Annotated in this window: 23 protein-coding genes; 11 read left to right on the top strand and 12 right to left on the bottom strand. The window is 45.6% G+C overall.

Features of this window, described 5'->3' with window-relative positions; translation table 11 throughout:
- Window positions 1–46: 46 nt before the first annotated feature.
- On the bottom strand, window positions 47–730 hold the full coding sequence (locus LEP1GSC061_RS17130) for an OmpA/MotB family protein (RefSeq protein ID WP_016546868.1): 684 nt from the start codon (window positions 728–730) through the stop codon (window positions 47–49).
- A 153-nt stretch (window positions 731–883) separates the two neighbouring features.
- On the opposite strand from LEP1GSC061_RS17130, the gene LEP1GSC061_RS17125 reads away from it, so the two are divergent.
- The 4 genes from LEP1GSC061_RS17125 (at window position 884) to LEP1GSC061_RS17110 (ending at window position 4790) form a co-directional block, all read left to right on the top strand.
- Window positions 884–1576 (top strand): hypothetical protein, encoded by a 693-nt coding sequence (locus LEP1GSC061_RS17125; protein WP_016546883.1) that lies wholly within the window; start codon window positions 884–886, stop codon window positions 1574–1576.
- A 209-nt stretch (window positions 1577–1785) separates the two neighbouring features.
- Complete coding sequence (locus LEP1GSC061_RS17120; RefSeq protein WP_016546580.1) at window positions 1786–2379, top strand: TetR/AcrR family transcriptional regulator; 594 nt, start codon at window positions 1786–1788, stop codon at window positions 2377–2379.
- A gap of 66 nt (window positions 2380–2445) precedes the next feature.
- Entirely contained in the window at window positions 2446–3696 is a 1251-nt protein-coding gene (gene ccrA, locus LEP1GSC061_RS17115) for a crotonyl-CoA carboxylase/reductase (protein ID WP_016545961.1), read from the top strand.
- A gap of 80 nt (window positions 3697–3776) precedes the next feature.
- Complete coding sequence (locus tag LEP1GSC061_RS17110) at window positions 3777–4790, top strand: zinc-dependent alcohol dehydrogenase family protein (RefSeq protein WP_016546145.1); 1014 nt, start codon at window positions 3777–3779, stop codon at window positions 4788–4790.
- A gap of 52 nt (window positions 4791–4842) precedes the next feature.
- On the opposite strand, the gene LEP1GSC061_RS17105 is transcribed toward LEP1GSC061_RS17110, so the two are convergent.
- Window positions 4843–6639 (bottom strand): N-acyl-D-amino-acid deacylase family protein, encoded by a 1797-nt coding sequence (locus tag LEP1GSC061_RS17105; protein ID WP_016546399.1) that lies wholly within the window; start codon window positions 6637–6639, stop codon window positions 4843–4845.
- 681 nt (window positions 6640–7320) lie between these two features.
- On the opposite strand from LEP1GSC061_RS17105, the gene LEP1GSC061_RS17100 reads away from it, so the two are divergent.
- Together LEP1GSC061_RS17100 and LEP1GSC061_RS17095 are read left to right on the top strand one after the other, a co-directional pair.
- Entirely contained in the window at window positions 7321–8244 is a 924-nt protein-coding gene (locus tag LEP1GSC061_RS17100) for a lipase family alpha/beta hydrolase (protein ID WP_016546034.1), read from the top strand.
- Window positions 8245–8368: 124 nt separating this feature from the next.
- Entirely contained in the window at window positions 8369–9406 is a 1038-nt protein-coding gene (locus LEP1GSC061_RS17095) for a 2-dehydropantoate 2-reductase (protein WP_016545983.1), read from the top strand.
- A 1-nt stretch (window position 9407) separates the two neighbouring features.
- On the opposite strand, the gene LEP1GSC061_RS17090 is transcribed toward LEP1GSC061_RS17095, so the two are convergent.
- Both LEP1GSC061_RS17090 and LEP1GSC061_RS17085 read right to left on the bottom strand, forming a co-directional pair.
- Entirely contained in the window at window positions 9408–10046 is a 639-nt protein-coding gene (locus tag LEP1GSC061_RS17090) for a DUF2062 domain-containing protein (protein WP_016546757.1), read from the bottom strand.
- Window positions 10047–10058: 12 nt separating this feature from the next.
- Window positions 10059–10856, bottom strand: a complete 798-nt coding sequence (locus LEP1GSC061_RS17085) for a tetratricopeptide repeat protein (protein ID WP_016546848.1) — start codon at window positions 10854–10856, stop codon at window positions 10059–10061.
- Window positions 10857–11178: 322 nt separating this feature from the next.
- Between LEP1GSC061_RS17085 and LEP1GSC061_RS17080 the strand changes: the two genes are divergently transcribed.
- On the top strand, window positions 11179–13266 hold the full coding sequence (locus LEP1GSC061_RS17080) for a SpoIIE family protein phosphatase (protein WP_016546361.1): 2088 nt from the start codon (window positions 11179–11181) through the stop codon (window positions 13264–13266).
- A gap of 6 nt (window positions 13267–13272) precedes the next feature.
- On the opposite strand, the gene LEP1GSC061_RS17075 is transcribed toward LEP1GSC061_RS17080, so the two are convergent.
- From LEP1GSC061_RS17075 to LEP1GSC061_RS17065, 3 genes are all read right to left on the bottom strand, one after another.
- A complete protein-coding gene (locus LEP1GSC061_RS17075; RefSeq protein ID WP_016546377.1) occupies window positions 13273–13623 on the bottom strand; it encodes a hypothetical protein in 351 nt (116 codons plus the stop codon).
- 134 nt (window positions 13624–13757) lie between these two features.
- Complete coding sequence (locus LEP1GSC061_RS17070; protein WP_016546575.1) at window positions 13758–14174, bottom strand: MaoC family dehydratase; 417 nt, start codon at window positions 14172–14174, stop codon at window positions 13758–13760.
- 12 nt (window positions 14175–14186) lie between these two features.
- On the bottom strand, window positions 14187–14639 hold the full coding sequence (locus LEP1GSC061_RS17065) for an FAS1-like dehydratase domain-containing protein (protein ID WP_016546446.1): 453 nt from the start codon (window positions 14637–14639) through the stop codon (window positions 14187–14189).
- A 207-nt stretch (window positions 14640–14846) separates the two neighbouring features.
- On the opposite strand from LEP1GSC061_RS17065, the gene LEP1GSC061_RS17060 reads away from it, so the two are divergent.
- The gene (locus LEP1GSC061_RS17060; protein ID WP_040509066.1) at window positions 14847–17246 is read left to right on the top strand and encodes a sulfatase; all 2400 of its coding nucleotides are present in this window, start codon (window positions 14847–14849) and stop codon (window positions 17244–17246) included.
- A gap of 356 nt (window positions 17247–17602) precedes the next feature.
- Here LEP1GSC061_RS17060 and LEP1GSC061_RS17055 read toward each other — a convergent pair whose 3' ends face one another.
- Window positions 17603–18901 carry an OmpA family protein gene (locus tag LEP1GSC061_RS17055; protein ID WP_052006572.1) on the bottom strand — a complete coding sequence of 433 codons (1299 nt, stop codon included), beginning with the start codon at window positions 18899–18901 and terminating at the stop codon, window positions 17603–17605.
- 228 nt (window positions 18902–19129) lie between these two features.
- Between LEP1GSC061_RS17055 and LEP1GSC061_RS17050 the strand changes: the two genes are divergently transcribed.
- Entirely contained in the window at window positions 19130–20182 is a 1053-nt protein-coding gene (locus tag LEP1GSC061_RS17050; RefSeq protein WP_040509355.1) for a helix-turn-helix domain-containing protein, read from the top strand.
- Window positions 20183–20448: 266 nt separating this feature from the next.
- Window positions 20449–22182, top strand: a complete 1734-nt coding sequence (locus tag LEP1GSC061_RS17045) for an alpha/beta fold hydrolase (protein ID WP_016546882.1) — start codon at window positions 20449–20451, stop codon at window positions 22180–22182.
- A 57-nt stretch (window positions 22183–22239) separates the two neighbouring features.
- Here the strand turns inward: LEP1GSC061_RS17045 and LEP1GSC061_RS17040 are convergent, their stop codons facing one another.
- The gene (locus tag LEP1GSC061_RS17040; protein WP_016546537.1) at window positions 22240–22854 is read right to left on the bottom strand and encodes a hypothetical protein; all 615 of its coding nucleotides are present in this window, start codon (window positions 22852–22854) and stop codon (window positions 22240–22242) included.
- A 93-nt stretch (window positions 22855–22947) separates the two neighbouring features.
- A complete protein-coding gene (gene cutA / locus LEP1GSC061_RS17035) occupies window positions 22948–23265 on the bottom strand; it encodes a divalent-cation tolerance protein CutA (protein WP_016546340.1) in 318 nt (105 codons plus the stop codon).
- Window positions 23266–23408: 143 nt separating this feature from the next.
- On the opposite strand from cutA, the gene LEP1GSC061_RS17030 reads away from it, so the two are divergent.
- Window positions 23409–24257 carry a patatin-like phospholipase family protein gene (locus tag LEP1GSC061_RS17030; protein ID WP_016546734.1) on the top strand — a complete coding sequence of 283 codons (849 nt, stop codon included), beginning with the start codon at window positions 23409–23411 and terminating at the stop codon, window positions 24255–24257.
- Between the two features lie 89 nt (window positions 24258–24346).
- Here the strand turns inward: LEP1GSC061_RS17030 and LEP1GSC061_RS21745 are convergent, their stop codons facing one another.
- On the bottom strand, window positions 24347–24493 hold the full coding sequence (locus tag LEP1GSC061_RS21745; protein WP_016546135.1) for a hypothetical protein: 147 nt from the start codon (window positions 24491–24493) through the stop codon (window positions 24347–24349).
- Window positions 24494–25049: 556 nt separating this feature from the next.
- On the bottom strand, window positions 25050–25196 hold the full coding sequence (locus LEP1GSC061_RS21740; protein WP_016546338.1) for a hypothetical protein: 147 nt from the start codon (window positions 25194–25196) through the stop codon (window positions 25050–25052).
- Between the last annotated feature and the right edge of the window lie 582 nt (window positions 25197–25778).

Genomic DNA, 25778 nt, shown 5'->3' with positions numbered 1-25778 from the left:
TTCTATACGGATAGTTTATAAGGTTTTCTTGATCGAGTCGGCGATTTTATTCGCTCATCTTACGTAATTCTTCGATTCCTGGAAGATTGGAAAGGTCCGGAACGATAACGATCTCGATTCTTCGATTCGCAGTCCGATTCTCCGCGTTCGTATTCGGAACGGCGGGACGAGACGCCCCCATGGATGCGGCGCTGATTCTTTCTTCCGGCATACCGGATTTCACCATAGTATGTAAAACGTTTAAAGCTCTTGCGGAGGCAAGTTCCCAATTGGAATAGCCTTTGATTCCGGTAGGAACATCGTCCGTATGTCCCTCTACTTGGAATCTTCTCCCGGGAAGAGAAGCGAGAATACTCGTGACTTCTTTGACCGCATCCGCTCCCTTTGAGGAAAGAGTCGCAGACCCCGGAGGGAATAGAACGTCGGAGGAAAGAACGACCACCATTCTTCCGTCGACGATACGTATCTTGAGTTTTCCGGAGTCTATCATGTCTTTGAAGCTGGCTAGAAGATTCTTATATTCTAGGACGCGTCTCTGCGTTTCTTCCTGGATCTTCTTCATGTCATCCATGGATCTTTGCAGACCCTGCTTGTCTTGTTCAAGAAGCGCGAGATCTCTCGCCTTCTTATCGTAAGCTTCCTGAAGAGCGTCGTATTTTCCTTGAGACACGCAAAAGGAGAAAAGGAAAGGTAATATGGAAATAAAAAGATAAGAACGATTTGTTTTCATGGTTTCACCTAGCGATTTTTGCGAAAGACAAACTTCGTACTATAGTACTATCGATTTTTTCACCGTTTTCCTAAGTTTATTCTCCGCTTTTTCCTCAAGATTACAAAAAAATCTCGCAGTAAAGCGCGAACCGAGTTAGTCTGATCGTTAAATATGCGCCATATTCCCTTAGAACCTTTTTCTCGCAGAATCTTTCCCTTTATTATATGTCTTTCTTTACTGATTCTTTCCGAGACTTTCGCCCAGACCACTCCGGCAGGCACTCCCGTAAATCCTAAAGAATCCATTGCGGGAGGTCCTCCCACTCTTAAGAAGCTTGTCGATGAGGTCAGACATTCCTTGAAAGACCGAGGTTATTCCTTCGACAAGAAGTCCCAATTCGCGGGGTCCGTATTCAAAGGAAACAGCGTATTATTCAAGCTTCAATTTCCGGAAGGTCGGGATCGAAAAATAGTTCGTAAGTTAGGTTTAGGTCTTGCACATGAAATCCAAGACCAAAGCGTCATGGTCCAAATCTTTCTTTCGGATAACGAGGATAGAAAACTTTCTCCTCTCTTCACAGGATTCGTGGAACCCGTATTTCTTTACGAGTGGGAAGCGAGATACGGAGAGAACCATTTCATAGTGGAGCTCAAATTGGATGAATCGGAGTCTAACGTAGCACACTTCGAGCTACTATTCGGAAGTCAGTTATACACTCCTGCCGCCGCCTTCGGCAGGGAGGAAAAAGACCAGAATCTCAACCAACCCGGTTCTCCCGGAAAAAAACAACCGGGAGCGGAAGGACGTCTGCCTGGGACGAGTGAGTTAAATAATTATTTCGAAGTCTTCAAGAAGGAATTCTAAGGTATTTGACACTTGTCATCCTGGACGGGTTTCTCCCGGTTTTAAGCCGGGCATTTAATGAATTGCGGAATTCAGGCGTTTATTGTATCTTCGCAAATAGGCTTAAAGTCCCTCGGACTTAGGTCCGTCCGACGTTCTACAAAGCCCGACTTTTATTAAATAAAAATAAGATTCGTTCGGACGTATCCTCGCAGAAGAGGTTTGGATCGGTGAAAAAAAAGGACGGTAGCCCAGTCTACCCCACAAACGGGAATTTTAGAAATTCCAGGGAACGCATACTAGAAGGGGCAGCCATTGCCTTCGCCAGAAAAGGTTTCCATGGTACATCTCTTAGGGAGATCAGTCGAGAATGCGGCTTAGAACAGCCGAGTATATACCATCATTTTCACTCCAAAGAAAATCTTTTTCGTAAAGCATTAGTCGCCACTCATCTTATGATTCTTAACGACATTAGAAGTCGTATCGTTAAGGACAAGGGCTTAAGAGAAGAAGCGGTTTCCGTCTTCATGGCGATTGCGAACATCGCACGTCAATTCCCAGACAGAGCCAAATTGCCTTTCAGTTTGGTATATTCCGCTCCGGAAAACCTAGTACAGGAATATACCAACCATTACGGAGCCCAATACAGAAAATTATTAGAAGCGGCCGTAGAAAGGAATCCGCCCGCAAAAAACGCCGACTTGAAGCTTTCTCTATTGGTGGATCTTTTACATAGTCTGATTCTTTCCTGCTCGTCGGATCGATTCTTCGAAGATCGGGTAGATGGGCTACAGGAAAGGATCGATTATATACTTTCCGCCTAGTATCTTAGGCTTTTCAGGCCAAATTTTTTAGTCGTAACCCTTGGTCGGTTCTGTTTTCTGGTCCCCATGAGCAGCATACCTGAAATTATTCCGATCGGACAGCTTCCTCCTCTTGGAGTTGTCCCTAAAAAAATGCACGCGCAGGTCATTAGACCCGAGCGTTTCGGAGATCCGATTCAATCCATCCAAAAAGAAGAGATCGATGTCCCGGAAATTGCTCCGGACGAGGTCCTCGTAGCCGTTATGGCTGCCGGTATCAACTATAATAACGTTTGGGCCGGCTTAGGTTATCCTGTAGATGTGATCGCCGCTAGAAATAAAAAAGGCGAGCCCGAAAAGTTTCATATCGGCGGTTCCGACGCTTCCGGTATCGTATACAAAGTAGGTTCCGAAGTTAAGAACGTTAAAGTGGGAGACGAAGTCGTCCTACATTGCGGCATCTGGGATAAAAACGATCCTTGGGTAAAAGCGGGTAACGATCCTATGTTCGCACCTTCCCAATTGATTTGGGGATACGAAACGAATTGGGGGTCCTTCGCGCAATTCTGTAAAGTGCAGGATCACCAATGCCTTCCTAAACCTAAGCATCTTTCCTGGGAAGAATCTGCCGCATATATGCTGGTTGGAGCTACCGCTTACAGAATGCTTCACCACTGGAAACCGAACGATGTAAAACCGGGAGACGTGGTTTTGATCTGGGGAGGAGCCGGAGGATTAGGAGCTATGGCTATCCAGATCGTAAAAGCTGCGGGCGGAATTCCTATCGCTGTGGTTTCTTCCGACGACAAGATCGATTTCTGTAAGAAATTGGGAGCGGCCGGAGTCATCAATCGAAACAACTTCAAACATTGGGGAGCTTTAACCTCCGACATCAATAAACCGGAAGTCTTCGCGCAATGGACGAAGAGCGCGAGAGAATTCGGTAAGGCAATTTGGGACATCGCCGGAAAAGGCAATAATCCTAAGATCGTTTTCGAACACCCGGGAGAAACCACCATCCCGACTTCCGTTTTCGTTTGCGAAACCGGAGGAATGGTAGTCATTTGCGCGGGAACCACCGGTTACAACGCGACCGTGGATTTGAGATATCTTTGGATGCGCCAAAAACGTCTCCAAGGTTCCCACTTCGCGAACGACGAAAATTCGATCGGTTTGAACCAACTGGTCATCGACAAAAAAGTCGATCCGGTTCTTGCCCATACCTTTACTTTCGACGAAACCGGAAAGGCTCACCAACTCATGAAAGAGAATAAGCATCCTTCCGGAAACATGAGTATCCTCGTCGGCGCAGACAAGCCCGGATTAGGAAAGAAGTAACCGTTTCAGGGTATAAGCCCGTTTGAGGGCTTATACCTTTTTTCCTTCCCGAAACAAAATTAATATATTAGAATAAAGATATGAAGGCGATCCGACTCTCCGCTTTCGGAAAAGAAAACCTTTCCCTAACCGATTTACCCGATCCTAAGAATCCCGGACCGGGAGAAGTGCTTGTCCGATTCCGAGCGGCCTCCCTGAATTTCCGAGACTACCTAGTGGTTCAAGGAAAGTACAATCCGAATTTTCCCGTACCCATGGTTCCATGTAGTGACGGATCCGGAGAAATCGTACAAGTAGGAGAAGGAGTCTCCGATTGGCAGCCGGGCGATAAGGTCAACGCTACCTTCGCTCCTTACTGGTTGAACGGCGCCGCCACCAAACACGAATTGCGAACCACTCTGGGCGGTCCCTTGGACGGAACTCTTAGAGAATATGCGATCCTTCCGGCGACGGGAGTGGTGCCGATGCCTACACACTTAAGCTTCGAAGAAGCGGCCACTCTACCCTGCGCTGCATTAACCGCTTGGTCTTCCTTCTTCGTAGAAAGCAAATTGAAGCAGGGAGAATCGGTGGTAGTACAGGGCACCGGGGGCGTCTCCTTATTCGCATTGCAATTCGCAAAACAAGTCGGGGCGACCGTATACCTCACCTCCTCTTCCGACGAGAAACTGGAAAGAGGCAAAGAGTTAGGTGCGGACTTTCTAATCAATTATAAGGAAAATCCCGCCTGGGGGAAAAAAATCCGGGAGATAACCGGAGGAGAGGGTGCGGATCATATCGTGGAAGTGGGAGGGGCAGGAACGTTAGAACAGTCCCTCCAAGCGGTGAAATTATTCGGAACCGTTCATCTAATCGGAATTCTTTCGGGATCCATCAAGGATCTGAATCTTCTTCCTATCGTAATGAATCAGATCAAAGTCCAAGGGATCGTGGTCGGACACCGAGCCGCATTTTTGGAGATGAACAGAGCGATCGAATCCTGGAAATTACGTCCGGTCGTGGACAAGATTTTCGAACTGGGAGAATTCCGCGAGGCCTTGGATTATCTAAAAGACGGAAAACATTTCGGAAAAATCGTAGTTCGCGTTTCTTAAACCTGAAAAGAATCGAGCGGAAGAATGACTCCTCCGCCCTTTGGAAGAAAGATCAGCTAAGAACCGGAGTCTTTTCCTTTCGGGAAGAATTGTACAGATAATCCTTTTCCTTATAGGCCATGAATCTTCCGAAACCGTGTTCTTTCCCGATCTCGGGCAGAACGTTTCCGTTTTCCACCGCCGCTTTTCCGTTAATCAAAACTGCATGAATCGCTTTCGGATTTCTTCTCACTAAACGAACGATGCCGCCGAATTCCTCCATAGAAACTTCTCGGATCTTTTCGATCTCCTCATCCAAAGCGTTCGGATCCAATAATACAATGTCGGCTTGGGCCCCGATCTTAAGCTTTCCGGTATCCAGTCCGAACCAGTCGGCAATCTCCCCCGTTACCCTCCATACTGCTTTTTCGGCGGAAAGAAAAGGCTTACCCTCCAATTCCGCGTCCCTCACTAATTTAAGAAATCGCAACGGAAAATTATAATGAGCCATTCCCCTTAGGTGGGCACCTGCGTCGGAAAATCCGATGAGTACATCCGGATGGCTTACTATATACTTTAAGGGTCCTTTTCTATCGTTACCTATGACAGTATACCAACGTATGTCGTTGCCGTACTGTGCGCATAGATCCAAGAAGGTTTCGACCACGTGTTCGTTTCTTTCCTTCGCTAATTCTACGAACGATTTTCCAATCAATTTCTGATCCGGACATTCTACGATCTTGGATTGGTTAAAATCCCTGTGAAAGACTCTAGGCAGAAACCAATTGGTCCATTGCCTTCTGAACCATTTTCGGTATCCCTTATCTAGAAGAAGTTTTCTGCGCTCCGCCAAATCCGCCAGATGGATAGCGGCGGTTCCGGCTCCGAATTCCTCGAAAACCACCACATCCACTCCGTCCGCATACAAATCGAATACCGCCGGTACCGCCTGAAGACGCACATCTCCTCCTAAGATCGTGTTCACAATCCGAGTCAGGATCGCTACTAAACGATAGATTCCTCTATTGGAGCGAGGATCCATAAGGGAAATGATGGTAGTCTTCAGCTTCTTCCGAAATACCCCGACGCTTTCCTTAAAGAAAAGTAATACGTTGTATTTCGTAGAGACGTTCGGAACTCCCTGAAAGACTCGTCCCTTTTCTCTAACGATCCGATTCAAACGACTGATCTCGGACCATTTCGCATAGGTGGAAGGAAGAGGTCTGCTTCTGAAACGGTTCCCGTCCATCTTGTCCCAAGTGAGAGTGTTGATGGAAAAACCGAGATAACCGCAATCGATCGCTTCCTTTAAGAGTTCCTCCATGCGTCGCATTTCCTGCTCCGTCGGTTTCAATCCCTTGGTCAAGGATCTCTCCAATCCCATTACATGGGCTCGAATCGCGGAATGTCCCAGAAACGTGGAAACATTCGGCCCGAGAGGAAGAGAAGCCAAATGATCCGAATATTCTCTCATAGTATTCCAGCTTTTTTTTTCTCTGAGTAAAGGAAGAACCTGCTCTCTCGGGATGGCCTCCACTCTACTGAACATATCCGCAAGATCCTCTGCCGTGCCTATGCAAAGACTCAAGGAGCAACTTCCCATCGTAACGGTAGTGACTCCGTGCATCACGGATTCTTTCAATCCGGGAGAAGCTTCCACTTCTGCGTCGTAATGAGTATGGAAATCTATAAAACCCGGAGTCACCCATAAACCTTTTGCATCGTAGATCCTGGTCGCGTCCATATCTAAAATTTCCTTGTCGATCTTCACGATCTTTCCGCCCGAGACGGCTACGTCTCCGACAAAGGACGGATTGCCTTCTCCGTCGAAAATTCTCCCGTTGCGTATGAGTACGTCATATTTAGTCATCTTCCATTCTCCATCGCCGATTCTATTATTAAAAGCCTCGAAAGAAAAATAGGTATTCGCATGGAGTCAATCTTTTTCAAATTTTAAGAATATAGATAAACAATCGTTCATTATAAGATGGAATTTTGGAATAACGATCGCGAGGTGGGGTGATTCCTTTTCAAATCCGTTTCCGACCGGATATTCAGTTCGTTTCCATTAAAGCATCTATGCTACTAAGAGAAGAAGAAGACACCGGGTAGTTAGTCTTATCCGGATAAGAATTCCGAAACTTTTGAATACATTCGAATCAAGACGTCTTGGCCACCGTCTTCTCATCCAAAATCGAATGGAGGCCCTGGTCCTATTGCTTCCGCCACCTCTTGGAATTTTAGCCCCTAAGGGAGCCCTGAACTTAGGTCGGTCAGTTCTATAGAGAAGAATAAGACGCTGAGTGGAAATTCACCGCATTCTGCTCGAATTCATATTTAGAACAAATGTTATGAATAAACTATTGTTTGATACCAAACGTTATTTTATCATGACTTTTTTCGAACGATTTATCTTGACAGCATTCCTTCTCGAATTATTCTTCAAAAGCTCGGTTTGTACTGAGTGATACAGAAAAAGCGAACAAGAAATAAGCGAATCTCAAATATCGAGAAGATACAGACAAAAGAGAATAGTGAAGAGGTAACTCAAATGCGTAAATTAGGACTAGCGATTCTACTCCTGTTTATATGTGGCGGCTCGTTGTTCGCATCCGGCGGAGGATCTTCCTCCAAACCGTTAGCAGGATCTTATCCGATCGTGCTTTCTCATGGGCTTTTCGGCTGGGGAAAAGATTCTTCCGGCATTATCAGCATCGTGAACTATTGGGGGGGCATGGACACCTACCTGCAATCCCAAGGTGCAACCGTATACGCTCCTACTAAGACCGCAGCCCAGTCTAACGAAACTCGTGGCGCGGAACTTAAAGACAAAGTTTTGGTTTATATGGCCGCAAACGGCTTCAGCAAAGTGCATATCCTGGGACACTCTCAGGGAGGTCTGGATAGCCGCTATGCCATTTCCAATTTAGGACTGGCTTCCAAGGTTTCCACCCTTACCACTTTGAATACTCCGCATAGAGGATCTCCCGTTGCAGACATCATCAATACGGTTCTTCCCGACTGGATTAAACCTTTCGTAAGCAGCATCCTTGGAGTCTTCGTTCAATTGGTATACGGAGGAGGAAACCAAGACGCTATCGGCGCTCTCGGTTCCTTAACCACCAGTGGAACTGCGGCTTTCAACAATCGCACTCCAAATGCATCTTCCGTTAAGTATTACTCTTACGGATCTTACATCACCATCCCGGACCTAATCCAACACCCATTGATGGGGATCATCCAACCTGCATGTATCGCCGGTGGATTGTTTAACGGACAAGGCGGAACCTGCGACGGTCTCGTACCTTATACTTCTCTCAAATGGGGAACGTTCAACGGTGGACCTGACTATGGAATTCTCGTAACCGGAGTGGACCACTTGCAAGCGTCCAATACTCTGAATTCCGGAAAACCTTGGTACGATGTGGAAGGTTACTTCCTGAAAATGGCTCAAAACGCGAAATCTAACCAATAATAAGGTTTCATTCGCCATCGAAAAAAGCCGGGATGTTTCCTGGCTTTTTTTATGTACCAAGGGGATACGACTCCTCTATTTTCTTCTTGGATTTTATCCGTTTCCGAGACAGCATCTCTTCCTTATGACTTTTTCTCCGAAATTCGCGATCCTGGGAGCGGGAAGCATAGGCACCTATATCGGGGCCCATTTATTAAAAGCCGGCTACCCGGTCGTTTTCGTCGGTAGAGAAAGATTAAAACAAGAAGTTCAGTTATTCGGATTAAGAATCAGCGATTTCGAAGGAAACTCTTTCTCCCTCCCGCCGGGTAGCATCGAATATGTGACTAGCACCGAAGAAGTTAAGGACTGTAATATTTTTTTGGTCACCGTAAAAAGTAAGGATACTGCCGATCTAAGCCGATCTCTTTCCGTACTTCTCACGGGAGAGAATCGCAAAAATGCGATCTTCGTCAGTTTTCAGAACGGCGTCAGAAACGCACAAGAACTCGCCTCCGCTCTGCCCGATTGCCAAGCTAGAGTTCTCGCAGGAATGGTTCCTTTCAACGTAGTGTCCCAAGGAAAAGGAAAATTTCATAGGGGGACCAGCGGAGAACTCGTACTCGAAAAAAACGAGGCCGGAGACAAGGTCCTATCCTACTTAAAGAAAGCCGGGCTTTCGGCGATTTCCCATCGGAACATGCCCGGAGTGCTTTGGGGAAAGCTCCTTATCAATCTGAATAATAGCCTAAACGCACTCGCAGGAGTTCCTCTGCGCGAGGAATTATCCCAGAGGGGCTATCGTAAAATCCTGTCTGCAATGATTTCCGAAGGGATGGAAGTCTTAAAAGCGGCGGACATCCATCCGGCTAGGGCGGGGAAAATGATTCCTCAGTTGGCGCCGATCGTTCTCAAACTTCCCGACTTTTTATTCTTCGCCGTTGCTTCTAGTATGGTTAAGATCGATCCGGAGGCTAGATCCTCGATGTGGGAGGACCTACACCATGGAAGGAAAACGGAGATCGATTATTTAAACGGTGAAATCCTGAACTTAGCGGATCGTTTCGGGCATCCGGCTACTATAAACCGTAAGATCGCGTCTTTGATCGCGGAAGCGGAGAATCGGACCGAGATCAAAAACTATACGGCGGATTCTCTTTCCAGAGAATTGGGACTTTCATGATTTAGGAAACGGAAGGAGTATCCGTGGACTTGGAAGACTTCCACCAGGAAAAGAGCCCCACATCCTTGCGGATATATTTCTCTTCCCATTCCGTAAGACTCAGGCCCTCGGCCTCCGCCTTTCCTTTTCTATAAGAATTTAATAATCTATAGGTCAAAGGATATCCTAATACGGCGCTGGGAATTCCGACGACAAAACCTCCCACAAACATAGGAAGTCCCATCTTGTCCAAAAGGAAAAGCGTCCAATGATACAATCCGGAAACGAGATCCATGGATTCGGATTGTTTCGATATGGAAAGCAAGGTGTCGAAATCGATTTCGTTGAATCCGATCCCGAATAGAATCAGTACGTATTTTCCCACGATATAGAATAGATAATAAAAGAAAGGTAACGTAATCGGATTCGTAATCCAGATCATCGCGATCGCGATAGGAAGGTAGAATCGAACTCCTATCAATCTAAAAAGGACCCAGGTAGCGAAACCCAAATACATTTGCACTCCTATCAAAGGAGTCATGGCCCAGATAAGCCCGATGGAAGTACCCAGACAAACCTCTCCGATAGGCGCGTGAGATTCTTGGAAAGGTAGGATCACTTGTCTATGAATGATCCTACCTAGCATTCTTAAATAATTCATAATAAGATCGCTTTAATTAGAACCCGCCGCCTTGGAATATTGTTCCCAGGATTTGGCATATTCTTCCCTTGCCGGAAACAATTCGAAAGCCTTTTTGGCGGATTCGGCCGCAGCCTTGGGATTCTTCTCCCATTCGAATTGGAGCCTGGCGAGAAGGTAGTAGGTTTCAGCCTTCATAATAGAGTCCTTATATTCGACTCCCAAACCTTTCCTTAGGTTGGCCGCGGCGTTCGGTTTGTCCCTTTCCAGTAAATACGCCAAACCCAATCCGAAATAGGCGGACCCCTCTTCCTTGGTTTGAATGGATTGGGTATACCAATCGATCGCTTCTTTTCTTTTGTTCTCCGCCAATGCGAGATTTCCCAAATCGGTGAGAATTGTGGCCTTCGCTTCCCTGTCCTTGGCCAGTTCCGCAAGTCCCAAGGCTTTCTTGAATCCGGTCTCCGCCTTACGATATTGGATTTTTTGCTGATCGATTCGAGCCAGACCTCGAATGCAATCCACCGATGCCGGATTCTCTTTCAGACAAAGGTTATATTCTTTGCCGGCCGCCTCATCCTGGTGACGAAGATAATAAATCCACCCTCTTAAGTAATGGATTTGGTCGGTCTTACCCGATTTCTCCGCTTCCTTAGTCGCCTTCTGGATCGCTTCCGAAAGATGCGTCGAGTCCAACAAATCCCGAATTTCAGTGATCGTAGGTTCTTTCGGCTCGCCGCAACCGGAAAAAAAGCAAAGAGATAAGATCGCCCAAGTTGCGTATTCGCGGGATACTAGACTGGTTTTCATTTTACCCAAAACGGATTTCATTCTGATTCCTAGGGGCGGAACGGTAAACAGTAAATTCCACTCTTTTGTTTCGAACAGGTGAAACGAGGTGAATTTTATCGAAAAACACGGTCGGTCCGTTTTATTCGGACCTTTTTTTTCCTCCAATCCTATTTGAAGTTCCCGAATTTAAGAATAGGACCCTCTTTTCATTCCGGGAACCGGGCGGATTTTCGATCAATAAGCGAAATCATATTGGAAATTAATATTTTCCAATATTTCGGATCGAATACGTTTGTTAGTCGGAGAACGATTGACTTAAGAATCTAAAACGATGGAGCATGGTCCATCAGCTTCCAGCTCAATGCATATTTCGAAGTATTTATTCTTTCTATTAGGACCGATTGGATTCCTTATTTTTCTCCTCTCCCTTACCCCTTGGCATAAGGAGGAGAATCTGCGGGCCTACCGAGGTGTCATAGACCTCCGAGGAATCCAAAATCCTTCGTCTGCCCCGGTAGATCTTTCCGGAGAATGGGAATTCTTTTGGAGTCAGGAACCGGATAAAATCCTGGAAGCTTTTCACGGAAACATGACCGTACCCGGATCCTGGAATCGGGAAACGGAACTCCATCCTTCCTATGATAGATTGGGATTCGGAACCTACAGATTGAAAATTCTTCTCCCGGATATATGGGTGGGTAAGGTTCTGACCTTAAGTCTAGGAACCGTGCTAAGTTCCTACAGATTATATCTGGATAATGAAATCATTGGAGAATCGGGAATCCCTTCCAATAGCCAAGAGTCCAGCCTTGCAAGAATCCAACCTCGTTCTTTTTCCTTCGTTCCCAGTTCCAATCAGATACAATTGGAAATATTCGTAGCCAATTCCTTCGCCCGTCAGGGAGGAATCACTTCTCCCGTAAGATTAGGGCCGTCCGAAGTGATGTTCTCTTCCAGGACTAGATCCATATTCATAGACATCTTCGCATTTTCCAGTTTGATCATCATGGGGATCTATCATATTTCCCTGTATCTGTATCTGCGCTCCAGTAAGGCCCCTCTCTATTTCGGGATCATGAGCATCACTATCGGGATCAGAACACTGGTCACTAACACCCGGCTATTGATGGAATTTTTTCCGAGCATCAGTCAAAACGGGATCCAGATTATAGAGCAGACCTCCCTGATGGTGGCGGTTGCGCTTTATCTAATATTCTTTTTGGAGACATTTTCACTGTACGTTTCCGCGGAATACGTCAAGATCTCTCTGGGAATCATTTCCTTATTCATTCTATCCAACTTTCTGGGCTCCTTGGAATTCAACAGTAATAAGATCGCTTATTTCCATCTATTCATGGGAGCGACGATCGGCTACGTATTATACGTGATCTTTAAAATAGATTTCGATAGGGAAAACAATTCCTCCTACGTACTTTACGGATCCGGAATCTTGTTTTTAGGCGTAGCGATCGATCTATATTATACTTATGTGCTAAAAGTCTCTTCCCATCAATTATCCCACCTTGCCTTGGTTTTCTTCGTATTCCTACAATCCTTGGTGATCGCTTCGGACCGTTCTTCCAAATACAAGGAAGCCAAACTTCTCACGGAAGATTTGCAGACGATGAACTTGGAACTCTTCGAGATGAAGGAAAAGCTCGTTCAAAAAGTGGAGGATAGGACCAGAACCCTGAACGATACCTTGCAGCAGATCAATCGGGAGCTGGAAATCGCCCAAAACGTGCAAAGGAAAATACTTACTCCTCCTGAAAGACAAATCCAAGGGATACGATTCGATTACGTTTATAAACCTTTGGAAAAAGTGGGAGGGGACTTCCTCGATATTTCCGAAATCAAACCCGGACAGGTGCGTGTACTTTTAGCGGATGCAGTAGGCCACGGAGTCCAAGCGTCTCTCATGACTATGGCGCTCAAAACCGAATACGAAGAGTTAAAGAAATTGGAATGTCCTACTTTCGTTCTCAGGGAATTGAACGGAAGGTTCCTACGAAAATTCGATACGTTGGAAAGTATCTTTCCCTGCTTCGTCGCCGATATCTATCTAGAGAAAAAGGAAATTCTATACGCTTCGGCGGGACATCCCGATCAAGTTTTGATTTCTCCTGAAGGCAAATACGAATTATTGCATAAGACCGGTCCGATCTTAGGGCTCTTCGATGATTTGGAAATCCAGTTTTCCACTTACCCTTTTCCGGTAGGAAGTCGCCTGCTTCTTTTCTCGGACGGGCTCATCGAAAACAGGAGAAAGGAAAATCGTTGGAGTACCGTGGATACGATCGCGTCCAAAGCTTCTTCCTTAAACGATGCAAGTCTCCAAAACCTTCTGGAAGAACTTGTGGTCATGGAGGAAAAATCAAGAGGGGAAGAACAAAGATTCGACGATATCACGATCATCGCGATCGAATCCAAAAGTATTCCTCCCGCTTAAGGGCGTTTAAGATTCTCTCTTTAACAAAACGAAAGTGAGAACTCCACAAAGAAACTCGAATCCGCTAGGTAAGAATATCATAGGGTGAATCCATCCTAAAAGGACGAAAACCGAAATCGTCAAAAATTGGAAGGTTCGAGAATGGGTGGTCAATCTCAAAAAAGACCGGACATTTTGCCTACCCAACTCGAAATAAAAATATCCTAATATAGCCAGAGCTACTCCTAAAATTCGGACCCAAACATCCAAAGCGTTCAGTAGAATTACTCCTAAGAAAAGATCAGGAATCGCAATCAATAGGATTCCTTCGATCACCAAGAAAACTCCGAAATATTGCACACTTTTTGCAGCGTTCATAGGCCGATTTTTTTATCCGAAATTCGGGCGATGACAACCGATTTTTATAGGATGATAATAAGAAGATCGTACCCCAAAAAATAAAAAGCCTCCGATCTCTCGGAGGCTTTTTGGTCTTGCCGGAAAAATTTTCCTTAGCAGGTCACGACCAATTCTCCGGAGGCTTTCACTTCTCCCGCTTCGTCGGCGGCTTCGACCGCGACTACGAGAAGTTTCTCTCCGTTTTCTTCCTTCTTGCGCTTGATCTTACCGCTACAAGTCAACTTCTGTCCCGGTTTGGTCATCGCCTTAAAGGTCACTCCGAATTCCTTGATCTGTTTCTGGTCCGCCCAAGAAGTACAGAGGCGTCCGATCTGGGCCATCACGAACATACCGTGTGCGATCGTTCCGTCCAATCCGGTCTTACGCGCGAAATCCGGATCGTTATGGATGGGATTGAAATCCCCGCTCGCGCCTGCATATCTCACCAGATGCGCGTGAGTAACCGCATCCACTTTAAGGGGAGGAAGCTCCTGTCCTACTTCGTATTTATCGAATTCGATTTTGCTCATTGTCTCCTCCTATCACTGTTCCGGTTTACGAATGAAGATGGACATCTCCGCTTCGATTACGGTTTCACCTTTCGCATTACGAATGGTGGTCTTAAAAGTCATGGTATCCATTTTACCGACAGTTACGTTGACGCATTCTCCTTGAGAGGATACTCTACCTGGATAAAGTGTCTTAACGTAATTGTATTTTTCCTTCAGGTGAAGAATCCTGGAAGTGTCCACTCCCATGTTCTCCATATCCTTCCAAATCTTAGGATATCCCCAAAACTGTATTACGGTAGGAAACGTAGGAGGAGCCGGAACGTCCTCATAACCCGCTTTCTTAGCGGCTTCTACGTCGAAATAAATCGGATTGGTTTCGCCTATTGCCTGACAAAACTCGCGGATCTTTCCTCTCTCTACGTCGAACTCGTAAAGATCTAGCTTTGTGCCGATCAGGTCTTTTGAAATGCCTTTTTCTGCCATAATCCTTTTCCTTGGGATTGGTGTTCAACCTTCGAACCCGTTCAAGGTTCTTGATACGGCTCTATCTTTTAGACACCGACCCCTGAGGTCCATTGATTTTTGAATAGGCACGTAGGGATTGAGAAAACGCACGTTCAACGAATAGTGTTCACCCAAACGATAAAGGTTGTCATTCGAACCCCGAACGAAATTCTGTCTTTGATCCCGATGAATTCTTTTGTATACAAACTTTCGGTTCTATGTCTCTCCTCGTTTCTTCTTCTGGGAAACGGTTGCAGACAATTATCGTCTCATTCTATTTCGGATGAAGAGACCGTCTTTCCCGTGTGGGACGGACTTAGGCTTCTATCCAAATCGGGAAGCTCTTGCGAAGGAAATCCGGAAGAGGCGATTCGTAGGATATCCTACCATTATAAAAAGAACCCGGGAAGATATTCCGGTTTAGACGTAAAGGAAAGATGGAGAAATGTTCAACTCACCGTATTAAAGGATAAGGAAAATCTACTCAACGATTCTAGGGACAGCCTTCTATTATTCAAAGGCGGAGCCTGTTCCATACCTTCCGATTTTACCGTAGCTGGATCCAAAATCTCCTCGGGAAGCAAACCGATTTTCGAATTCTCTTTGGTGCCGTTTTCTGCCCAAGGAGAAAAGGTTCAAAGTTCCGGAGAACTCGAAATCCGACTAGGCGATATTCCGATCTTTAAAAAGGAAATATCGGGAAGAGGAGAATCTTGGGAAGATGTATCGTTCGCTCCGCAAGAGAATGTTATAGAATTATTATCCGGAGAAAATCCGCCTTCTTGGAAATTCGAATGGAAACCGAAAAACGCGGGAGATCTTTTATTTATTGGAGAGCCTATTCTTTTCGCTTCGGTCCAAGAGCCCAAGGAATGGGGAAGAAAGGAGAATGTAATCCTATTCGTAGTCGATGCATTGCGTCCCGATCGACTCGGATTCGGAGGTTCTCCCGTCCAGACGAGCCCTAATTTGGACAAACTCGCGGAAGAATCGATCGTATTCGAGAACGCTTTCGCGAACGGAAATTGGACCAAGCCCAGCATGCTTTCCTTTTTCACTTCCAGAATCGCCTCCGAACTGGGGATGGGAAACGCCTGGTTCTATTCCACCAATCTGCACAGAAAAATCTTTTACTCCAAGAAACCGGATACGATAGCGAATCACCTGAGGGAGAAAGGATACCTGACCGCTAGTTTAATGAATAACGTTTTTCTTTTGGATTACACGGGAGTCGGAGTCGATTTAGGTTTTCATAAACTGTTTCAACCGGGAAAAGACAAGGCGGATACGGAATTAATATTGGACGAATCCCTGAAATTTCTCCGTAAGAATAAGAATAGAAGATTCTTCCTACATGTCAATATCAACACCCCTCATTATCCCTATCTACCTGAGAGAAAATATACAGAGGCTCTGGAAAAAAGCACTCCTCCCGCGGTTTGGAAGGAATACGATCCTTACGTAAAAAAATATCTGGCGGAGATCCTTTATACGGACGAAGTCATCGGAAAGATCCTGGACGAAGCCAAGAAAACCGGCGCATACGAAAACTCATGGGTCGTTTTAGTCGCCGACCATGGAGAATTACAGGAGCTAGAGCATTATTACCACCATCATTTCGTAGCTCAAAATCTGCATGCGCATGGGGAATCCCATTACGAAGAAGAGATCAAAGTGCCCTGGATCCTACATCCTCCGGCTTCAGTAAAATCTTCCATCCAAAAATGGAAGTTTTCGGACCAAGTTTCCCTTCTTTCCTTATTCCCTACCTTGGTCGGAGCATTAGGTTTTCCTTGTGAACCTGAATCTTGCGTAGGTAACGATTACTCCCTCCCAATATTCGGAGGACAAGGTCCTACGGGAGAAGAGACGGTATATACGGAGGGTCGGTTTTCCGAATCGGTTCGCACGAAGGAATTCAAACTGATCCGTAGATACCCTGGCTACGATTTCGTTAGAAGAACCTACGAAGGGCAGCCGCATAGAATGACCGAAGAATTATACGATCTGGTTAAGGATCCCAAAGAATCCAAGAATCTGGCGTCTCTGGATTCCGGACTTCCTCTCTTGGCAAAGGCAAGAAAAACCTTAGAGGAGAATAGTCTGAAAAAAAATTCCTTCCGGCTCAGACTTCCCGCTTGTTCCGATGTGTGTATTCGTAAGGTCGATCTCCATCTCCAAGGGGGAATCTATCGGATCTTTTCCGAAGAAGAGATAAGCTTCCATTCATTGGAAGCTAAGAACGCTTCCTTTTCCGTTCGGCAGAATCCGGGAAAAGAAGTCATAGTAACCGCTCAATCGGTGGAGCCTATCTTCGGGTTCCGACTTTCCATACAAAAGAACGGCAAGAGCGAAGACTTCAAATCGGGAAGATGGGGAATTTTATCCCAAGCCGCAAACTCGATGTATGTCTCTTATCCGGAATTGGTTTCCTCTTCCAAACAACCTTTCGAATTTAGAACGTCTTCTCTTCCTTATTGGTACAACGATGCGGGTTTATCCGGAAACTCGGAATCGTCGCAAGAAGCCGCGTTAGGAAAAGAAGTTAGAAAGGTATTGGAAAGCTGGGGTTATATCCACGAGTAGGAAATAATTTTATATCAAAGATTTCGAACATTCGATCGAAAACCTCCTTGCATTTTCACATTCTATTCCTTAATTTATTAAAACTCCAGAGAAGAGAATAGAGGGGAAAAATGAAAATCTATAAACTGATATTATGCCTTGGCGCCTTTACGTTTCTATATTCATGCGGTTCCGACCCCGTCAAACGTTGCCAGGATCGCAGAAAAGTAATGAGAGACGCGGTATGCCAAGCCGTAGCTGCACATGAAGGCACGGATACATATAACGAAAGTCTTATGGCATGCCTATACCAACAGACTGAATATTCGGATTGCAATAGTGAAGGTTACTTTTAGAACCGAACCGCGATTTTTCGATCAATCCAAAACTACGGTAATGTCCACTCTACGGTTTTTCGCACGTCCCTCTTCCGTGGAATTCTCCGCGATAGGCTGGGACTTTCCGTAACCTTTGTAGGACATCCTACGTTCTTCGATTCCGTGAGCGTCCCTCAATTCCCGAAGAACGGATAACGCCCTTTCCTGGGAGAGTTTTATATTATAGTCCTGACTTCCCTTATCATCGGTGTGCCCTCCGATCCTAATTTCCCGATTCGGATATTTACGGAGAACATCCGCGATCCTCTCGATCACCTTTTTGGCCCCGGGCTTTAGTTCGGACTTATCATAATCGAAAAGTAGATTGTCCAAAGAAAGAACCACGCCTTCGTTGGATTTACGGACTTCGACAGGCGCGCGATCCGCTTTTTCTTCAGGATCGCCCTCCCATTCCGGCCATTCCAACCCATTGCCCGAATTCTTTTTAGGTTTGCGCTTGGGATAATTGGATCCCTCCGGAAAAGGACCGAGTAGCCTTCTCATTTCTTCCGCGATCTTGTCTTTGTCCGACTCCGTTACGGCTCCTTGCTTGGAGTATAAACCGTGGATTTCAAAGGACATTTCCTGAGCGATCCCATTCGGAAAGACGAAGGTATAGGCCAATTGTACGTATTTGTATTGGGGAACTCCCGCCTCCGAATCGAAATATACTTTTCCCTTCGCGAATCCGTAGATCTTATACGGAACGGATTGGGAAACCGGATCGGATTCATTCATTAGATTATATTGATATTCTATCAAATCCGCGTTACCGGTTCGCCCGGCGTATTCCCAAGCGCCTTTTCCTTTATAGGTATATTTCGCCTGTACCGGGATCTCTATTCTTGCCCCGGTAAACTGGAAACTTTCGGAAGCCGGATTGGTCCATTCTTCTCCTGAGGATACTGCGCGGTCCGCGAAACTCGGAAGAGATCTCAAATTAGGCATCGTATATTCGGGAGGGACGGAATATCTTCCGGTCTCCGAAATGTAAAATCGACTCTTGTAAGTCTTATCCTTATAAAAGGCAGGGTCCAATTCCGGAAATTTAATATAGGTATCGAATACGGCAGAGAAATCGCAGCCTTCCTTCTTACAGGCGACGGCTTTTAATAGTATCCGATTCTTATCTTCCCTATGAATGATCCGAGCCCCCTGTCTCGCCTTGACTCTATGGTATTCGTTCAATTCTAGGTCGTCTCCGGATCGCATCTTCCATCGGAAAAGTACCAGATCCTCTGCAAAAACCGCGGAAGATAAGAATAGATAGAGTAAGATATACCCTCGGAGGGAACGCATACTATTAGTTTCGATGGATCCCGAGGAAAACTTAGGAAGGAATTCCAAAAATCTTAGGGTTTCCCGGGAAAATATGGATCCAAGGTAAGAGACTTTCTTCCAAGAGGACCCAAGGGGGAAATTCTTAGTTCCGCCGTAAGGAACTTGACAAGACCGAAAGAAAGGCGAATCCATTATTCCGTGATCCCCCTCTTCCAGGAAATCGTATTCTTCGGAGTTGTGTTTTGCATGCTTCTGGGAGTGGCATCTTTGCTTCGTCCCGAAAAAAGATTAGCTTTCAAACTTCTTTCTCTGCTTTCATTTTGCGTATCCGTACAATTCGCTTACGTATTCTTCCTACTTAAGGGAATTTATTTCGAACCTTCGTTTTTAAACCATCTGCATATTCCTTTCGCTTGGATTCTAGGGCCGGGAATGTACAGCCTATTCTCCGCAACCGTCAGGGAGGATCCGTTAACCGCCTCCGAGTGGAAGTTCTATCTTCCCGGCTTATCTTTACTCTTGTTTTTCCCCATCCTATCGATCTTCTTACCGCATGCCTTCGAACCGAAACCCGTGGATTATTTCCGACAGGGAACCACTAGTTGGTTGGATATCCTACTAGTGGGAGCCTATGTGGCAAACTTGGCCTTCTACTTGTCCGTAGTCTGGCAAACCAGAAGCGTTTTCCGTCCAGAAAGATTGAGGGAAGACGGAGGAGCTAGAATTCTACTCTTTATCATCGTGGGAAGCGGAAGCGTTACCTTGGTTCTAGTTTTGTCCTATTTGGTAAGAGACATCCATCTTATGTTCGCGACGGTGCTTGCAACGGTTCTCTACGCAGTGGCAGGCTATCTGTCCCAGATCTACTCTCCCGAAGTCTTCCAAGAAATAGGCCCTTCCGTTCGGGATGCTTACCGAAATTCCAGAATAGAAGGAATCGATATCCTGGAATTGGAAGCCAAATTGGATTCGATCATGAATGAGGAAAAGGTCTACTTGCAAGAGGATCTTTCTCTGACCGCGCTCTCTTTTCGATTGGACATCAAACCTTATCAACTTTCCGAATTTTTAAATCAGAAGAAGAAGACAAATTTTGCTAGATTCGTAAACGGATTCCGGGTGGCGGAAGCGGTTCGTATCCTGGAGAAGGAAGAAGGCGCCAATATTCTTTCCGTCGCATATAGATCCGGCTTCAATTCCAAAGCCACTTTTAATCTGGCCTTTAAATCCGTGCAAGGGCTTTCTCCCCGGGAATTCTTACGTAAGGCCAAGGTTTCTGAATCGGGATTCTCCGGATAAAATTCCTTTCGCAAATCTGTAACTCATCAGAACGACATTTAAAACTCCCACCGGACTCCACTTATATACTAATTAGTTTTATATAAAACATCTTAAATCGAAATTCAAACGAACGTTCACTTTTAAATTGGTCTCAAAAAATAATTAAGACCTTTTATTTTGTCTAAAATCCGAATCTCAGACGACCCTTTCTCATTCTCTTTCTATACTCTTCTGCCTAAGCGAAATCGATACCGAATGACTGAAAAAGTTTATGGAGAATAGTGATGAGAAAAATATACCGAACGTTAGTTATGCAGCTCTGCATACTAATTTTGGCCGGAGCGGGGTCCTTCTGTAAAAGCGACTCTTCTTCCGGAAACGCATCTACAGCGGCTTTGCTGGCCTCTTTGGACCCGAACGCGGCTCAAGCGGCTTCCGGAGCCAATACACAAGCGCTCGCGGATTCCAGCCAACAGATCCAAACCGCATTCGCCCAAGAAAGCGACGGCAGTTTCACCTTTGACGATACGATTCGTATAACTGCAGCCGACGGAGTCTCCTTGGAAGCGAATTTATTCCAACCCAAGAATCCTCCCGCAGGCGCAAAATATCCGGCGGTCGTTTTCGTAAATAGTTGGGCGCTGAACAAATACGAGTATCTTGTTCCCGCCGCCAAACTCGCCAAGAAAGGATACGTCGTACTTTGCTATAGTACGAGAGGATTCGGATTCTCCGGAGGTTTGATCGACACCGCAGGCCCTAAGGACCGCTCCGATTTGAGTAAAATCCTGGATTGGTTACTCGCGAATGCGCCTGTGGATTCCGCCAATATAGGAATTTCCGGAATTTCCTACGGTGCAGGGATCTCCTTGGAAGCCGTCAGCACCGAGCCCAGAATCAAAACGGCGGTAGCAATGAGCGGCTGGGGAAACTTGAAACGCTCCCTATACGGAAACGACACTCCTCGTTTGGTTTGGGGCCTATTACTCGTGGCCTCCAGCTACATCACCGGCAGACCCGATCCGATCGTAGCGGAGAATTTCGGAAAATTGCTCCAACACAAGGATATCGATTTTGTGACCTCCTGGGCTGCGGATCGTTCTCCGGAGACATTCGTTAACCAATTAAACGCATCCGGAAAATCGGTCTTCATTTCCAACAACTTCGAAGACTTCCTATTTAATCCGAATGCGGTTCTGGACTATTATGCCCAGATCACGATTCCGAAAAAGCTGATCCTAAACGAAGGAATTCATGCAAGCGCCGAAATCCCCGGAATATTAGGTCTTTCGAACTTCGTATGGGATAACGCTTACGATTGGTTCGATTACTGGTTGAAAGGAATCGATAACGGAATCATGGCCAAGCCCCAGGTCACATTCCAGAAGAAATTCTCCGGTCCTAGAGTGACTCTACCTTCTTGGCCTTCTCCTACGGTTTCCGAAAAGAAGTTTTATCTGAAACCCAGAGGTCTATTCTCTAACGGAGAAATCTCCTCCTCGCAAAACACCAGCTCGAGCAATACGGGAATCCTTTCCGGAGCGGATACTTTCGCTACCACAGGGTTCCCGATTCTGTCGGATCTTCTTTCGGCTCACGCAGAACTGCCTATTCAGACCAACCTGGGGCTGATCAGCAGGATCAACGGAATCGTTTACCAATCCGCAAAACTAGGCTCGGCTATAAAAATACGCGGAAAGATTTTCTGGAACGGAAGGGTATCTTCCACTCTGGGAAAGGCCAATGTGAACGTGTATTTCTACGATGTGGATAAAAACGGAACTGCGACTTTGATCACTCACGGAACCACAACGATCTTCGACGCCGCTCCTATCGAGACTAGAAATCTATCCGTCGATCTGAACGCTATCGCCTACGATGTTCCTGCGGGAAATACGATAGCGATCGCTTTGGATACTTTCGATTCTCAGTATGCGGTGCCTACGGTTCTGGTCTACGGACTGGATGTGAAGCACAGCTCGAATCCGCAGTCTACTTTGACGATCCAAGCGGAATAACAATCGTCTCGTAAGATTTCCATCCCTTGTTGAAGCGGGCTTTCGGGCCCGTTTTTTTTACGCCTCTCTTTCCTTTCTCCATTGGATATAATCGGGAAGTTCCACGAGTTCGATATAACCTTCTTCTTCCGGATCGTCGGGCAATATTCCGATTTCATAATATCCGATCTCTTGCGCGAAGGTTTCCTCCCCTAAGACCGCTTCCAACATTAGGCCTACGGCTTTCTTGACATGGGGATTGGATTCTACATTGGGATAATCCGGGAAGCAAATGCGAACTCCGAAGCCGTTATTAGGTCCGGAATTCTCCAAAGGTAAGAACCAGATTTCTTCGGAATCCAATTCCAAACCTTCGTAAAAAATGACGGTTCCTTTTTCCTGATATTGGTCTACTGAGAAGACCTCCCAGCCCGGAATCTCCGGGGCGAGATCCACAAATCTTTCCGCCTCTGCGTAAAGGTCCTCGTCGCCGGCGGTAATAACCGTCAGCTCCTGGGGGCCGCCTTCTCCCCCTCCGATTTCGAAATAAAATTCGGAATTCACGTCCTGGAGTCGATCCATTAGGTCGTCGAGAATACGATCCCGCTCTCGATCCTCCATATCATCCAGCTTGGTATAATATTTACTATTCTGAGAGAACCAGCTCCAAAACTTTTCCGCTTTTTCTTCCATTCATCCGCCTCTGTTTTTCGGAAACCGAGTATTGAATCTCGAATTCCGATAAAAATATCCGAATGTAGAATTTGTTTGATTGGATGGAAAGGATTATTTTCCCGTCTCCGAATCGATCCATTGTAAATACTTTTTGTTTCCTTCCCGGATTTCCCAGGAAACAATGCAAGGAATCGTATAACTATGAAGCTCTCCGACTCTAGCGATCACTTTTTCCGAAAGTTCCGCTCTTGTTTTCAGAAGTAAAACTGTCTCCTGATTCACCTCCAATCTTCCGTGCCAATGATAGATGGATTTCATGCCCGGAATCATATTGGCACAGGCGACCAGGCGTTCTTTTACCAAAGCTTCCGCGATTTCCAAGGCTTCGGCTTCGTTTTTAGTCGTTATATAAAAAGTTCGGTAGTCCATTTTTTAGTAATACTCCTTTAAAAGGCCCAAAGCAAGGATGATTCTCGAAAGAAGATAAGATTCCTCCGAGAAAGGGTGGAATACATTCAGAATTCGGGGGAAAATTCTCGACAAATCCCGATTCGAGAAGGACTCCATCTACGATGTCGATCCGCAAATCCCCTAATATTTTGGTTCGTAAATCCTATGATGCCCTAGCTTTCAATTCCGCCTTTTTCGGTTTTTACGCACATTCCGGATTCGCTCTGGGATTAAAAGAGATAGGATTCGTCCCGGCAAAAATCGCAGGTTCCAGTTCGGGCGCTTTGATCGGTTCCTTGGTAGCAGCGGGATTTCCTCCCGAGGAAATCACCCGTTTGATACTTACGTTAAAGAAATCCGATTTTTGGGACGGAAGTCTGCTAAGCCAAATCTGGAAACCCTTTAAAAAAGGCCTCCGGAAATACTCCGGTCTCTTAACGGGAGACAAGATTCGAAAACTCCTGGAACCTTACTTGGGGGGAAAGGATCTATCCCATTTTCCGACGGAAATGGGGGTATCCGTTTCCAATCTGACCAAAGGTATCCGGGAATTGAAGAAGGAAGGAAACGCAATGGATCTGATTCTTGCCTCCATGACTTTCCCCTTTCTATTCGAAATTCCGAATATTAACGGAGAAGAATATTTGGACGGAGGAGTCGCCGACGCGGAACCCATAAAAGAATTCCTATTGGATCCAAGTATCAAACGAATAGTAATCCATGACATCGAAAACAGAAAACCCGTTTCGGATAAGATTCTGATCAGAGCCTTCGATTCCTGCGTATCCGTCATATCCAGTGAGACGAGAGAACTTAAGGAATTATTGGCAAAGAAATACGGTAAGAAGATCGTAAGGGTGGTGACCAATACCCCTTATCTCCATCCGAATAAAATGGAGAATGGAAGGTTGGCTTTGGAATTGGGGAGAAGATCCGCGCATATGATGAAGGACGCGATCCTAGGAAAATAGAAATAAGAAGGCCGTCCAAAGGACGGCCTAACGGGTAAAACTAGAATATACCTCGTTCGGCGAAGATATTCTCTGCGCCGGATTCCGAATTACTTCTTAGCTTCTTTTTTCGGGTCGGCCTTCGGAGCCTCTTTCTTTGCTTCTTCCTTCTTAGGTGCTTCTTTTTTTTCTTCCGCGCTCAATGCAAAAGCTGCAACGAGAGAGAGTGTGGTGATCGCAAGTACTAGTTTTTTCATCGCTTCATTCCTAAAGGTTAGTTTTTAGTCCGGGTAATTCTTCCCGAATCGATTCCAAAGTCTAAAAGCCATATCCATTATTTCAATCAAAATATTCGCTATAATAGATTTTTTCTTCTATAACGCCGATTTTCAAATTCTCATTTATCAAGGCAGAAAGAAGATAGAATGAATTATGTCTAATTATTCTCAAAATGCAAACCAGAGTCTAAATTTTAGGTTAGAACCCTCTCTAATCGGAAACAAGATTCAGCCCGGAAAATACAGAGAGAGGGGAGGATTGGGAAAAAGTGGCTGACAATCGATCCATAAACTCAGTTATAAGAACCAGGAGTCTTTTGACTCCATCGTCGCTTCACTCTTAAATCCGGTGCGGCTTTCGGGCGGCCGGATTCTTTTTTTCTCGCTCTCTATTTTCCCCAATATTACATAATCTTTTTTGAATATTAGACGGCAAAGAATATGCCCCTTGGAAATGAAAAGGGCCCTCCTTGTCGGAAGGCCCTAACGTCGCTTCGCTCTTAAATCCAGAGCGATTCAATAAGCCCTTTCGGGATTATTTTTTGTGTTCTTTTTTGTGCTCAGCTTTAGGAGCTTCTTTCTTTGCTTCTTCTTTTTTAGGAGCTTCTTTTTTTTCCTCAGCGGTCAAAGCAAAAGCGGCAACAAGAGAAAGAGTCGCAACAGCGAGTAAAAGTTTTTTCATCGGATTTATCCTTTTGATTGTTTTGGGCCCTCACGGTGGAAACCGGAGGTTCCAAGGGATAAAGATAATCCGCAAAAGTACTGGTACGCCTCAATCAAAAATCGATTTCCTGCGTAAGATTTCTTTTTTCGGGGTGTTTCTTTTTTTATTTTTTCCCCTGAAAAATCCGGGTTTATGGAAGCCCGAATGGAACGAATCCCCCTACCCTACGGGTCCAAATGGAAAACAGATTTGCCCCTAAAAATCAGGCGTTTGGAAATTTATTTCCAAACCGAGCGTTTTTCTCGTCCGCCCTATTTTAGGCAATTATACATCAACCTACAAATCGTCTCGTGGAATCCGCTTATCGTACGTTGTTGACTCCCTACCCTTCCGCTTAGAAGCTGTTCCATAGGGTTTCCTCCGGGAATTTACCGTCCACCCGGGGTTGGGAAGAATCGTCAAGAACGAGGACCTCGGGCTTGCAGGGTTCGGGTTTTCCATTCTATTTCCGGAAACTTCTTCTTTCGAAAGAAGGAAGTTTGAATCGCATTCGGATAGCAATTTCGAATCGATCGTTTCGTTGGGAGGAACCCCACTCCA

It is taken from the genome of Leptospira wolffii serovar Khorat str. Khorat-H2 (assembly GCF_000306115.2).
GTDB classification, from domain to species: Bacteria; Spirochaetota; Leptospiria; order Leptospirales; family Leptospiraceae; genus Leptospira_B; species Leptospira_B wolffii.
Note: the sequence above shows the minus strand (reverse complement) of the source record. Positions and strands in the feature narration are given on the sequence as shown.